The 12,698-nt window shown below is 60.7% G+C and carries 10 protein-coding genes and 2 pseudogenes; 5 read left to right on the forward strand and 7 right to left on the reverse strand.

Annotated features, from left to right (window positions below; all coding sequences use genetic code 11):
* Positions 1 to 301: 301 nt before the first annotated feature.
* Positions 302 to 1,936 carry a winged helix-turn-helix domain-containing tetratricopeptide repeat protein gene (locus tag AC628_RS16370; protein WP_074127807.1) on the reverse strand — a complete coding sequence of 545 codons (1,635 nt, stop codon included), beginning with the start codon at positions 1,934 to 1,936 and terminating at the stop codon, positions 302 to 304.
* Between the two features lie 163 nt (positions 1,937 to 2,099).
* Between AC628_RS16370 and AC628_RS16375 the strand changes: the two genes are divergently transcribed.
* A complete protein-coding gene (locus tag AC628_RS16375) occupies positions 2,100 to 2,342 on the forward strand; it encodes a DUF1127 domain-containing protein (RefSeq protein WP_074127808.1) in 243 nt (80 codons plus the stop codon).
* Positions 2,343 to 2,930: 588 nt separating this feature from the next.
* Positions 2,931 to 3,101, forward strand: a complete 171-nt coding sequence (locus AC628_RS44025) for a hypothetical protein (protein ID WP_168193388.1) — start codon at positions 2,931 to 2,933, stop codon at positions 3,099 to 3,101.
* Positions 3,102 to 3,142: 41 nt separating this feature from the next.
* Here the strand turns inward: AC628_RS44025 and AC628_RS16380 are convergent, their stop codons facing one another.
* From AC628_RS16380 to AC628_RS42945, 4 genes are all read right to left on the reverse strand, one after another.
* Positions 3,143 to 6,100 carry a cold shock domain-containing protein gene (locus AC628_RS16380; RefSeq protein ID WP_074127809.1) on the reverse strand — a complete coding sequence of 986 codons (2,958 nt, stop codon included), beginning with the start codon at positions 6,098 to 6,100 and terminating at the stop codon, positions 3,143 to 3,145.
* A gap of 268 nt (positions 6,101 to 6,368) precedes the next feature.
* Positions 6,369 to 6,794: a hypothetical protein gene (locus tag AC628_RS16385; protein ID WP_074127810.1), complete on the reverse strand. Its 426-nt coding sequence runs from the start codon at positions 6,792 to 6,794 to the stop codon at positions 6,369 to 6,371.
* 76 nt (positions 6,795 to 6,870) lie between these two features.
* Entirely contained in the window at positions 6,871 to 7,683 is an 813-nt protein-coding gene (locus AC628_RS16390; RefSeq protein ID WP_245321196.1) for a S1 family peptidase, read from the reverse strand.
* Between the two features lie 370 nt (positions 7,684 to 8,053).
* Positions 8,054 to 8,329 carry a hypothetical protein gene (locus AC628_RS42945; protein ID WP_143201639.1) on the reverse strand — a complete coding sequence of 92 codons (276 nt, stop codon included), beginning with the start codon at positions 8,327 to 8,329 and terminating at the stop codon, positions 8,054 to 8,056.
* A gap of 64 nt (positions 8,330 to 8,393) precedes the next feature.
* Between AC628_RS42945 and AC628_RS16395 the strand changes: the two genes are divergently transcribed.
* Both AC628_RS16395 and AC628_RS16400 read left to right on the forward strand, forming a co-directional pair.
* Complete coding sequence (locus tag AC628_RS16395; RefSeq protein ID WP_074127811.1) at positions 8,394 to 9,386, forward strand: SPFH domain-containing protein; 993 nt, start codon at positions 8,394 to 8,396, stop codon at positions 9,384 to 9,386.
* A complete protein-coding gene (locus AC628_RS16400) occupies positions 9,379 to 9,591 on the forward strand; it encodes a hypothetical protein (RefSeq protein WP_074127812.1) in 213 nt (70 codons plus the stop codon). Before AC628_RS16395 ends, AC628_RS16400 begins: the two co-directional genes overlap by 8 nt.
* A gap of 277 nt (positions 9,592 to 9,868) precedes the next feature.
* Here AC628_RS16400 and AC628_RS16405 read toward each other — a convergent pair whose 3' ends face one another.
* Entirely contained in the window at positions 9,869 to 10,315 is a 447-nt protein-coding gene (locus AC628_RS16405; RefSeq protein WP_245321197.1) for a GYD domain-containing protein, read from the reverse strand.
* A gap of 276 nt (positions 10,316 to 10,591) precedes the next feature.
* Between AC628_RS16405 and AC628_RS16410 the strand changes: the two are divergent.
* Positions 10,592 to 11,534: pseudogene (locus AC628_RS16410) on the forward strand (aldo/keto reductase).
* Positions 11,535 to 11,764: 230 nt separating this feature from the next.
* Here AC628_RS16410 and htpX read toward each other — a convergent pair.
* Positions 11,765 to 12,696: pseudogene (gene htpX / locus AC628_RS16415) on the reverse strand (zinc metalloprotease HtpX).
* Positions 12,697 to 12,698: the final 2 nt, after the last annotated feature.

Raw genomic sequence — 12,698 nt, forward strand, 5'->3', positions numbered from 1 at the left:
CGTCGATCACCCGCACCGCACTGTCCGCTGCGATCACCTCGTCCAGCGTCTCGGGATACAGCGTCGCCTGATACCGCGATCGCCCAATGACGTGTCCCATCGTCCCCCCGAATCAATCTCAGCCGCCAAAATCCACCATCAGAGCGTGGTTTTTGCACGGCCTGCTTCGCCAGGACGACACCGGGGATGGCTCCCGCTCCAAGATGACGCACAACGCGGTGTCATCACCGCGTGTGCGGGTGATCCAGCATTCCAGAGACAGCCGTGCTTAGACCGAGCGGTACAGCGATGAAGCACGTCATCAGCCAGGCAAACCCGCCCGCCGTAACGCATCCGCATACTTCGCCACGTCGTCGGGGTTCCGGTACGGACCCAGCACGGTGGTCAGGGTCGAAGGGCGTAGCGCCGGGTCGATCTCGTGCAATCGCGCTGCCAGTCTCCTTGCCTCGTCGCAGCGTCCGGCAAGCACGCCGCTTGCGGCACCGATACGCAGCGCGGCGTGGCTATCCGGCCGGCTTCGCAACGCCGTCGCCGCCCAGGCGAACGCTTCGTCGTAGCGGCCGGCAAAGAAATGAGCATGGGCTGTGCCTTCCTGCGGCCAGAACTTACCCGGATCGACGGGGCTCAGCCGCATGGCGCGTGCAAAGTGCTCAATGGCGAGGTCTGCATCTCCGAGCCACAGCCGCGGCCAGCCGCTATGTGCCCACGCGGCGCCGAGGTTCGGGTTCAGCGCCAGTGCGCGATCAATCATGGCGACGCCGTCATCGAGGTCTTTGGCGACGTAGCCCAACGCATGCCCGATGTGCACGAATGCAATCGCGTCGTTCTTGCCCAGTTGCATCACGCAGCGGGCCAGCCTTCTGACTTCAGCGATCTCCTGATCACGATCGACGATCCAGCCGAACCCCTTGCGCACGGCTAAGCGCATCGCCGCAGCGCCATAAGGCGTCGGGAATTCGGGATCAAGTTCAATCGCCCTGTAGAACAGGCGGAGCGCCGCTTCATTCCCCTCCTTGGTCCATTTGTAGGTTTCCGCCATTCCGCGAAGATAGAGATCGTAAGCGCCCAGATTCTCCGTCGGCTTGCGCTTGGCATGCTCGAGCTCCGCCACATACACATGGTCGGCGAGCACGGCGACGATGGTACGCGCCACCTCCTCCTGGACCGCAAAGATGTCCTCCAACTCGCGATCGTAGCGCTCTGCCCAACGATGCGCCCCGGTCAGGGCATCGATCAGCTGTGCCGTGATCCGTACCTGCGCTCCGTCACGCCGAATACTGCCTTCAAGCAGGTAGCGCACACCAAGCTCCCGGCCGATCTGACGGATGTCGACGGCCTTGCCCTTGTACGTGAAGGACGAGTTGCGGGCGATGACGAACAGCTCAGAGAAGCGTGACAGCTCGGTGATGATATCTTCGGTGATGCCGTCGCTGAAATAGTCCTGCTCCTTGTCCCCTGACAGATTGGCAAACGGCAGCACCGCGACGGACGGCAGGCTGCCTGGAGCGCCGGACGGCGCGTCCACCTCGCTCCGGATCTCGCGGTGGGGCAGCCATTCCGGACCAACGAGTGGACTTGCGTTCTTGCCGTCCAGAGCCGTGGCTGGCGAACCGGCCGGAGCATCCTGCGCCCGTTGCACGACGCCCACAAAGCGGAAGCCTTGCCGCGGCAGCGTCCTGATCAGGCGTTGCGCTTGCCCGGAATCGCCGATTGCGTGCCGGGCAACGTTCAGCCGCGTCGTCACCGCCGCATCGGAAACGGCGCGTCCATCCCAGATCGCGTCGACAAGATCGTCCTTGCTGACGACGCGATCGCTGTTGCGGATCAAATAATCAAGCAGCGCGAAAACTTGCCGCGTCGTCGGGACAACCTCGAACCCGCGTCGCAGCTCGCGCCGCTCGGTATCCAGCGAATAATCTTCGAAGAAATAGCGCAAGGCACCATTCCCCAAATGGCCGTCCGCTCGCCCTTGGGGCGCTCTCGTGCGGGCCGGCGCTGAAAGAGTAAGCCGCCGGTGAGGAAAATGTAAGCGAGATGTCAAGCGGACCTGCCGGCGTCCTGCCACCGTGATGCAGAGACAAGCCGCCGGGAGATGTCCAATGGATACGCCCTACAATGTCGCCGGATCGCCGCAAGCGATTGCGCCGGCACGTTCGCGCTTTGCAGTCATCGGCAGGTACTGGGCCGCCCTCCTGGATTGGGAGCTCCGCGTGCAGTTACGGGACCGCCTGACCAATCTCAGCGACCGTGAGCTCAGGGATATCGGGATTGCGCGCGGTGAGATCGACTACGTCGCCTCGCATCGCGCGACCGACCCGCGGGGTGCCGTCTATCCCCCATGAGCAGCGATGCCCGGCTTCGGGCAACGTCAGCGATCAGCATTGCAAAGAGGCCGCATCATGCCGGCACCAAAGAGCCCTGGCGGGATGAACGAACAGACAGTGGGCGCATTCCAGGTCCAGCCTGACTGGTATGAGGAATACTGGCTGCGGCCGACGACGGCCACGCCGTCCGGTCCAGCGAGTTGGCTGAGTCCAACGTCTTGGCTTCTTGTTCACTCTTGTCGGAAAGCTTTGGCGGCAATGCGGATGATCTTCGTCAGCCTCAGCAGCTCAGTGTCGCCATGACGGCCGCCTGTAAGGTTGGCGAGCCCTTGGATCGCCAACTCGATCCAAGTCATGTCGATCCAAGTACAGAATAGCCCGGGGCGGTGGGGTGACGTGCGCCCCCTCTGCCCTCGTCGGCTTCTTCGACGTGCTCACATCGCAGGTACTTCGGGGGCGCGGCCCGCGTGCCTGCACCGCCGAGCCGGAACTGTCGAATCCACCCCCGCGTTGTCGTTCTGCGGGGCGATTTCATGAATATCTGCGCGAGGTTCCGATCAATGAAGAATCTGCCGATGCGGTGTTTTCGCCCAGGTCATCGAATTGATGACGCGGGCGCTGGAATTGTCGGTTGCGACGTTGTCCGATCCGGTCAACACGTCCCACATCAACCTGATCACCGAGTCGATCCTGCGCACCGCAAACGATGGCGAGCGCGAGGTCGCCGCGTTGCAACGGCTTGCGCTGCTGGAGCTCGCACTGGTGGCGCGCGATTGAAGCCGCTCCGGGTTTGCCGGTTGTCCGCTGAGCCGTCGCAGCTAGACTGATTCCGGAGGCTCGTTGCCGGTATCCCCAGCCCCAACTTCCGATGTTCTAGCGACCCGCCTCACTTGCAATCCTCGCCCCTTGGCATCCACATTTATCTCGACCTGCAGTGTTTCACCGACAGCGATTGCCGCCCGATCCTCCTCAGGTAGGATTGAGACGTGGAAGAAGGCATCGCGACTCAAGCTGGGCACATAAACAAATCCGTACCCTCTCTCCTCGAACATTTTCACGACCACCGCATCCATTAGCTTAGTAGAGGGAGTATCAGCCTTGTGAACCTGGGAAACTGCAATTCCTTTCTGATTTCTCGACACATCGACAATCAGTGCATCGCCGTCATGAACAGTTTCAAGACCAGATTTTTCAAGAACAGATACGTGCAGAAATGCCGACTGCCCCAGATCCTCCACATTTACAAAGCCGTATCCCTTTACGTGATCAAACCAGTCGACAACGCCATTCGCTCGCGTTGCGACGATTCCGGCTCGTGCACTAGCCGCGACCGCGTCACGACTTGAAAGCTCAGCTTCCGAAGTCCCACCCGAAAACTTTCTAATATCAGCTGAAATTGCCTTCTGCACACGGTACTGAACAGAGTCGGGAACGCGTCCGAACCTCTCATCTTCCTCAAGAAGAAACGAAGCAAAGGCTTCACGCACTCTCCGCAATTTAAATGTTCGCGCTTCTGGTGCTTCATAAATGGAACGCACTTGCTTCGCAGCATCCGCATTAGCCATCAGCGCGGTCAGAGCCAACTCGCCGAAGAAGACCGGATTATAAAGAGCCAATTCTAGATGCGTCAGTCCACTATGAGTAATCGCAACACGTTGCGCCAACGCTAAACCACCTATTGACGGATCGTGAGGCTCAATGAGGGAAGCCTCCATTAGCGCCGAAAGTGCGCCATCGACGGCTGTCTCCGCATACCCTATTCCATCGAAATATTGCGATATAGAGGCCACGGACAAATACCTGCTATCGTCCGACGACCTCGCATCGTGAGTAGCCTTCAACAAAGCAAGCATCCTAACCTGGGTAAGCGGAGATTGAGCGATGTCAGCGCTGACATCAAAAATCGGGAAGATAGAATGTGAATCGCCGCGCTTGTAGAAATTATAATCGCCCAAAATCAATGCACGTATGAATTTGTCAGCCGACAACGGCTCCTGTTTGCCTGCAACATACGACCTAAGAAGATCCTCAATGTTTAGGGCCGCGGAAGTAATTACCCGTCGTGCTAACCCAAGCGTTTTGCGTATGTTGTAGTTCGCAAGGCTTCCTAGCCGACCGGAGATATAGTCTTGAAGAACAAAATTATCCTCGATTGCCGAGGCGAATGCCTCCAGACTTTCAAGCCTTATTCGCAAACTGCCCGCTTCATAATACCCAGTCGTCTTACCGGCCGGTTTCAATTTAGCCCGGAGATAGGCAAGGCGTTTTCGGAATATCTCTCGTGGCGGGGGCGTAGGAAGGAAGTACGATCTCGAGGAATAAATATTGAATATCTCAGTCTTCGAGAAAGACCATGCTGACCGATCCGTCAAGGGAAACAGAAGCAAGCAATGGGTTACATGGCGTCGCAGGGCCTGAAAGTACTGAAACAACGCTTCCTTGTACGACAGTGAGAATTCATCCGTATTGTCGACAACGAAGATGGGCAGACATTTTCTACTCTCAACGATATCGATCAGCAGCCTTCTGAGATAGCCTTCTCGGTCTTTCTCGACTTGCTCATCCATATACTCGCCGAACTTGCGCTTAAAGGCTTCCTTGTCTTGCCTGTAAAGCTCTGCATCAACTCCTTCGCTCCGGCGGCGATAGTCGAAGAAGTATAATCCGAGAAGCTGGTCCCAGTCCGGATATCCTTTTGGATATAACTGAGCCTCGATCTTGGCGATCGCATTGTTAGTAAACCAACCCAGCGACGCACCCGCGTCGCCGGTGGCGTCTAGAGCGTTTACGTTAATGACGATACATCGCTCTCTAATAGCTTTCGGAAGTGTTGATCGAAAGAATCTTTCTAAAAAGGTCGTCTTCCCTGCTCCGGATGGGCCAACGATAAAAACTGTATCGCCGTGCTTGTCAGAAATGGTGCTCGCGATCAATTGCTCGAGACTCTCGTCCACCTCGCGGTCTGGCGGATTGATGTTACCAAGTACGTACGTGGCTAGCTTCTCAAGAGCAAAATCAGCGATCCTGCTCTCCTTTGTCTCAACGAAGCATTCAACCAACATGTCGGGATCAGCATCTCCGACCAAGCCAGTAAAAAACGAACTAAAGATATTGTCCAAGTCGAAAGCGATCTTCGACTTGTACTCAGGGTGGACGTCAGATTCTCCGTAGAGAGCGTGCAATCCCGTCGTTAGGAGCAGGCGCGGATCATGTATCTTGTCGAATATGTGCTTGTAATGAGCTTCCCGAATGCCCGCTTTCGAAACCAATTCAAAGAATGTTGCAAAATCTGAGATGATTGATTGAAGGCCAGGAAAGACGATAGCTTCCTTCGACTTGTAATTCTCGCCAGGAATAAACGGCTTGAAGAATATCCAAGTGTTGCCGTCGGTCACGACCGCCAGCTGTATACCTTCCGGAGCACAATAAGAAGCCGCCTGCTCGATCGCGCCCAAGCAAGGTTTCAGAGCCGGCCCGGAAATCTTGTATATTTGCTTGCTTGTCGCACTGGTGGCGAGTTCGAGCTTTCCTTGGCGCTTTGCTTCTACTAGGAAGACTGGCCGGCTCGCATCACAAACCAAATAGTCTGAATAACCGTTATCGTTCTTCCGCTCGGCTGGGAGATCAGCATGATCCCAACCTAGGATCTCGGTGAGAAATCGAACAATCAGCTGAAGCTTGGCGTCTTCCTCGGTTTGTATATTCGACAACCGCGGTTCGATATCTGCAATCAGCGCGGCAGCGCGAGCGAAGGATGCATCCAGAGACGACGTCATCGGACCTAGCCTTAGAAGAAGGGTCGCCAACAGAGCAGCATTTGACCAATAGTTTCCGCAAGTTGCAAGGCCACAGCAGAGACTACTTCGCTGGAAGTAGTGGGCAATTCTCCAGACCCCCGGTGCGAATCGATATCGCCGGTCTCCGCGCCTTCACTTGCTACTTGCGCTGGTTTGGCCAACTTGTGCCGTCGCGCACTCGCTAGGTAGCGCGTTGCAGCGAACTGCGCTGATGCAGCTCGCGGCGACACCGCCCGATTGAAGCAGCTCAAGGTTTACGCAGATTGAGCGAGAAGCGCAGGTTGAGCGGCTGTAACATCTCGGGCGGCGGTGCCTCGCCGACATTGCCGCGCTTTAGGATGGTGCGCAGATCCTCGGTCGCGCCGGCGTCGTTGAAGGCGGGAAAATTGACGCGCTCGACGGTGCCGTCCGGGTTGAGCCAGGCACGCACCACGAGCGTCGGCGGCGGCCCGTTCTCCTTGCCGGAATGCTCGATCACCCAGTTGCGGAAGCGATTGGCGACCGTCTCGTCGGCCGCGATCCATTCCTCGAACCGGTATTTGACCAGCTTGGCGAACTGCGCCCATGACGGCGGCGCCTGTTCGGGATTGCGAAAGTCTTCAGCATGGCCTGGCGCCGGGGAGAAGACCAGCAGGCCGAACGAGAGCACGAGCGTGCCCCGCAGAATGAGCATGGTTCTGGACAAGGGTTGACCGCAGACAGCAGGCTGACAGGACGACGCGAGAGCGTCCGCGGGAGCAACTAGTCGCTCATTGTTGCAGGCATGTGACGCGCGCCGAGATGCTGGCGGCGCGATGCGCGCGTGACGCGGTGCCGCTCATCTGCGGCCGGTCGTCCTCCTGGAAGCGCACGCCATGCGTGGCAAGAAAGGACTTGGCGTGCGCGGCATCGACCGCCAGCACGCGATCGATCGTGGTCCTGCGGCTCACCACCCCTTCGACGAGGCCGCGGGAATCCAGCACCGGCGCACCGCTGGTGCCAAAGGTGACATTCGAGCGCAGCACGAGATGCTCGGGATCGCGGAGCGTGGTGTCGACGAACGCATTGCCGAGGGATCCGCCATGCGCGAGCATCGGCTTCAGCCGGTCATAGGCCTCGGCAAACACCATGTCGTTGGCGACGGACGCGCTGGCGCGTGGAAATACCGCTGCGAGGCCCAGCGTGCGCGGAACTTTGATCAGGGCAATGTCGCTCGCAGCCAGCGCCACCACGCGCGCTGCAACGGCGCGGCCCTCCTTGCTGACGACAATGCGGGCGCAGTCCGCGACCGCGTGACGCGCGGTCAGCATGTGGCCGAGATCGTCGACAAAGAACGCGGTGCCGTCGAGCCGCTGGCTGACGGCAGGCGGGCCGTCGACGTCGCGCGCCAGCGGTTTCGCTGCCTCGATCTGCCGCACCGGTTGGAACGGCGAGAATGGCACCTGCGCCGCGGCCTCGCGCGGCAACAAGCCGGTGAGCGCGCAACCGATCACGATACCGCAGGCCAGCCGGATCATGCGGACAGGCAATTTCGCGCGCGTCGCCGATGCCGCGAAGCCAACAATCGAATCCAGGTGACGCACCCTCAGACCCCAACCCCGCCCGACGCCGCCGCGCAAACCGCACGCCAGCGATGTCTGTACAGACACCGCACTCTCTACTTCATTTCTGGTCGTGTCTCAGCTTGAAAATTTGGGAAGATTTTTCTCGGACCAAAACATGGTCGAAAGCTTGTGTTCGGAGCATCGGCTACAGATTGCTAACTCGCGCCGATTGCGAACCCCTTGCAGGTTCGAACCTCTCCCGAGTTGATCGGTGAGCCTTGTGATGGGATTAGAAAGCCGCAGCTCCTGAACAATGCAATCGTCGCAAAAATAATGACCGGCCCGCTTACGCAGGAAGTGAATGACCCGCTCCGCCGTATTCACTCGTCCTCTCCTTTGCCAAGCCACTCTAATGTTCAGAAACACGGCAACGAACTACAAATTTCAAACTGAGATACCTCCCCATTTCGCGCGTGTGGCCGGTTTTTCGAACAGGCAATTTGTCAGCGGCAGCGCGCCGGAATGCACGCATCCCGGCTTGGGAAAGGCTTGCTAACGCATGTTCGCGACCGCTTGCCGGGCCAGCCTCGCCTTCCCCGAGGCCCTGTTGGCGGCCGTCTATATGATTGTTTTGGCTAGGAAATCGCTTCATCGCGGCAACGTCGGCGATCGCCTTCTTTCGCATGATCCTATTTTAAGATATCAAAAAATATCAGCAATTATGCTGGATGCATCAGGGGTTTGCTCCCATGACCATGCAAGACCATTCCGCTTCAGGCCTTTCCACGATCAAGGTCAGGGTCGACGACCGCCCGGCCATTCTCGTCGGCAGCGGCTATGTCGCGCTTCTGCTCGCGCTGATCTTTCTCGTGCTCACCGTCTGGATCGCCTACGGCGCATTCACGCGGAACGCCTACGGCGATCTCCATGCCTCGACCTGGTCGCTGCTCTGCGCGCTGCTGTCCCTGATAGTCGCCATCCTGTTCGGCTCGTCGATCTATTCGCTGCAGCCGAACGAGAGCGCGGTGCTGACATTGTTCGGCGCCTATGCCGGCACGGATTCCGCACCGGGGCTGCGGGCCACCGTGCCGTTGTTCAAGATCGCGAAAGTATCGCAACGCGTCCGCTACCATGAATGCGGCAAGCTGAAGGTCAACGATTTGATCGGCAACCCGATCGAGATCGGCGCCGTGGTGGTCTGGCGTGTCGACAACAGCGCCAAGGCGATCTTCCAGATCGACGACTATGCCGACTTCGTCGGCGCGCAGACGGAATCGGCTCTGCGCCACATCGCCGGCCGCCATCCCTATGATTTCGACGAGGCGGTTACGCATGCCGGTCCCGACGAGGCCGTCAGCCACGACCAGGTGGCTGCGCGCACGCTGTCGCTGCGCGAGAGCGGCGACCAGGTCACCAACGAGTTGATCGTCGAACTCAAGGAGCGTCTTGCGGTGGCCGGCGTGACCATCAACGAAGCGTGGATCAACCATCTCGCCTACGCGCCGGAGATCGCCCCGGTGACGCTGCGCCGCCAGCAGGCGAGCGCGGTCATCGCCGCGCGCAAACTCGTGGTCTCAGGCGCGGTCGACATCGTCAAGGAAGCGCTCGACAAGCTGAAGGAGCAGACCGACATCGATCTCGACCCCGAACGCAAGGCGGCCATGGTGTCGAACCTGCTGGTCGTGCTGGTCTCCGACAAGGATGCAACGCCGGTCGTCAACACCGGGACGCTGTATGCCTAAGCGCGGGCGCCCCAAGGGGCCGGACAAGGAGCCGATCCTGCTGCGGCTCGGCAGCCCGCTGCTCGACATCCTCGACCGGCTGGCGACCGCGGAATTCCGCTCGCGCCAGGGCCAGATCGAAAAGCTGCTGCACGAGGCGCTGGTCCGGCGCGGCGCCTGGCCGCCTAAGGCGGAGGCGGAAGAGGAATCATCGGACTCCAGCTGACACGCCAGCGGCCGCGACGCCGGCGTGAGTCAGGTGCCGCAGCGGCGCGGCTACGCGCTGCGAGCGAGGGAGCGGACGTCGCGCGACAGCACAACCGGCCGGGGCTAATGCGAGCCAGCATGCGCGCGCGACATCCGCCCGAGCTAATGCCCATCCGTTGACGCGCCCCGGATCAGCGGCGCGCAACGGCCCCCGCCTCCGCGCGGAACGCTGCGAAGCGCCGCCGCGCGAGAGTGACATCAGATCGATCTGCGCCGCGTTTGGTCGTCCGTGGCCGTCAGCTGCCCGGCGGCGAATAGGCAGCCTTGAGCTTGGCCGCGTGCTGACGCACGACCTTGATCTCGTCCTGGGTAAACAGCCGGACCAGCTTCACGTTCTGGATGGCGCCAGCCGCGACGACGATGCCGGTGATGGCAGGCGCGACGGTCGGATCCGGAACGTCGAAGATCACCATCACGCTGGGGCCGTCGGCCGCCATGCTGTACATCGAAATCAATTTGCCGCCGCCCGCCTCGATCAACTTCTTGGCCGCCTCCAATCGATTGGTGGTCGGGTTCTCCAGGATGTTGTTGATCGCACGCGGCGTGTATTCCCCTGAGAGGCAGAAATGCATGGCAATCCCTCCATCTTTGTCTGGGAATGAAAAGGCATTCACCCGGGCGTCGCCCAGGGCAGAAGAAGATTTCGTACTGAAATGAAGAAGAAAGGGCCTGCCGATGGCCATGAGCGCTGCCGCTCATTCTCCGGAATTCGGCGTAACCGGTGGCAGCTCGCCGCGCAATCTACATCAAGTGCACGGCAAATGAAATCGCGTTCCTGCGCGACGAATAACTCGATCGATGATCGATGCAGCTCGGAGGGGCAGCGTGCCTGACCTGACGCGCGCGCGTGACCTCACGCCATCTCCGCCTCGGCTTGTCGTGACGGCACAGCGCCTTGCAAACACGGGCGATCTGCCTCAGTGTCCGCGTCTCCCGCAAGAACAAGAGAAAGAACACTCATGAAGCATCGTCCGCTCGGCCGCTCCGGCCTCACCGTCCCTCCCCTCTGCTTCGGCTGCAATGTGTTCGGCTGGACGGTCGACGAAGCCTCGTCGTTTCGCCTGCTCGATACCGTGCTCGATCAGGGACTGACGTTCCTGGATACGGCCGACGTCTATTCGCGCTGGGTGCCGGGCCATCACGGCGGCGAGTCCGAGACGATCATCGGCAAATGGATGAAGGCGCGCGGCAACCGCAACCGCGTCATCCTCGCCACCAAGGTCGGCATGGACATGGGAGGCGGCAATGTCGGGCTGAAGCCGGACTACATCGCGCGCGCCGTCGAGGACTCGCTGCGACGGCTGCAGACCGATCACATCGACCTCTACCAGTCCCACAAGGACGACGAGACGACCGCGCAGGAGGAGACCCTCGCGGCCTACGACAAACTGATCAAGGCCGGCAAGGTAAGGGCGATCGGCGCCTCGAACTTCTCGCCGGAGCGGCTGCAGGCTGCGCTCGATATTTCCAAAGCGAACAACCTTCCCCGCTACGAGAGCATGCAGCCCGAATACAGAGCGGTCGAGCTACGAAGGCGCGCTGCAACGCGTCTGTGTGGAGAACGACGTCGGCGTGATCACGTTCTTCTCGCTGGCCGCGGGATTCCTGACCGGCAAATATCGCTCGGAGAGCGACTTCGCCAAGAGCCCGCGCGGGACGCGCAGCATTCCAAAATACATGAACCCGCGCGGCATGCGCATTCTGGCCGGCCTCGACGAGGTCGCCGCCGAGACCCGCGCGGAGCCGGCCGCGGTCGCGCTCGCCTGGCTGATGGCCAAGCCCGGCATCACCGCTCCGATTGCCAGCGCCACCAGGCCCGAGCAGGTCACGACGCTGGTTGCGGCGGCGAAGCTCGAGCTGAGCAAGGACCAGGTCGCACGGCTGGACGCCGCGAGCGCGTAGCGTGGGATGAGCTCGCAAGCTTAGTGCAGGATTGGATAAAGTTGAATGGCGACCGCAAGGGCGGTGCGCTCCCTCTCCCGCTTGCCGGGGGAGGGCTGGGGTCGGGGTTCTCTCCACGAGTCACATTGTGGAGAGAGCCCCCACCCGCCGCGCTGCGCGCGTCGGCCTCCCCCGCAAGCGGGAGAGGCGAACGAAATGTGCTGCTTCAGTTCAAGCCAGTTTCATCGCGGCTAACCCCACGGCCCGCGCTGGCCTGAAGCTCCGCCCCAAGGGCTGCGCGGCGGATAGCTCGCACCAGCCGGGCGCGGCGCGGTCTGGGTGCGAGCTCGGCGGCGAGCTGCTGCAGCGCGGCGATGCGGTTCGCGGTCGACGGGTGGGTCGCGAACAGATTGTCGACACCGTGGCCCGATAGCGGGTTGATGATGAACATGTGCGCGGTGGCCGGATTGCGCTCGGCCTCCATGTTCGGCACCTGATGCGCTGAATTCTCGATCTTCGCGAGCGCCGACGCCAGCCACATCGGCTGGCCGACGATACGCGCACCATAATTGTCGGCGGCGTATTCGCGGGTGCGGCTGATCGCCATCTGCACCAGCATGGCACCGAGCGGCGCCAGGATCATCATCGCAATCGAGCCTACGATGCCGGGGCCGTTGCTGTTGCGGTTGCCGCCGAAGAACATCCCGAACTGCGCCAGCATCGAGATCGCGCCGGCGATCGTCGCCGTGATCGTCATGGTCAGCGTGTCGTGATGCTTGATATGCGCGAGCTCGTGCGCGATCACGCCGGCGAGCTCCTCGCGGCTGAGCTGCTGCATCAACCCCGTAGTGACGGCAACCGCAGCGTTCTCGGGATTGCGGCCGGTCGCGAACGCATTGGGCTGCGCCTCGTCCATCACGAACACGCGCGGCATCGGGAGCGCCGCGCGCTGCGCGAGCTCGGCGACGAGATTGTAAAGGTCCGGCGCCGAGCGCGCGTCGACCTGATGGGCGCCGTACATCGACAGCACCATGCGATCGGAATTCCAGTAGGTGAACAGATTTGTCGCAGCCGCGACGATCAGCGCGATCACGGCGCCGGTGCCGCCGCCAATCAGATAGCCGACACCCATGAACAGCGCGGTGAGGCCGGCAAGCAGGAGCGCGGTACGAAAATAGTTCATCG

The sequence above is a fragment of the Bradyrhizobium sp. NAS96.2 genome (assembly GCF_001908235.1).
Lineage (GTDB): Bacteria > Pseudomonadota > Alphaproteobacteria > Rhizobiales > Xanthobacteraceae > Bradyrhizobium.

What these genes read in the sequence shown, in the direction of transcription:
- AC628_RS16395 (WP_074127811.1), top strand. Translation starts at nt 8,394, where the DNA reads ATGACCATGCAAGACCATTCCGCTTCAGGCCTTTCCACGATCAAGGTC.
- AC628_RS16400 (WP_074127812.1), top strand. Translation starts at nt 9,379, where the DNA reads ATGCCTAAGCGCGGGCGCCCCAAGGGGCCGGACAAGGAGCCGATCCTG.
- AC628_RS44025 (WP_168193388.1), top strand. Translation starts at nt 2,931, where the DNA reads ATGACGCGGGCGCTGGAATTGTCGGTTGCGACGTTGTCCGATCCGGTC.
- AC628_RS42945 (WP_143201639.1), bottom strand. Translation starts at nt 8,329, where the DNA reads ATGCGAAAGAAGGCGATCGCCGACGTTGCCGCGATGAAGCGATTTCCT.
- AC628_RS16385 (WP_074127810.1), bottom strand. Translation starts at nt 6,794, where the DNA reads ATGCTCATTCTGCGGGGCACGCTCGTGCTCTCGTTCGGCCTGCTGGTC.
- AC628_RS16380 (WP_074127809.1), bottom strand. Translation starts at nt 6,100, where the DNA reads ATGACGTCGTCTCTGGATGCATCCTTCGCTCGCGCTGCCGCGCTGATT.
- AC628_RS16405 (WP_245321197.1), bottom strand. Translation starts at nt 10,315, where the DNA reads ATGGCCATCGGCAGGCCCTTTCTTCTTCATTTCAGTACGAAATCTTCT.
- AC628_RS16375 (WP_074127808.1), top strand. Translation starts at nt 2,100, where the DNA reads ATGGATACGCCCTACAATGTCGCCGGATCGCCGCAAGCGATTGCGCCG.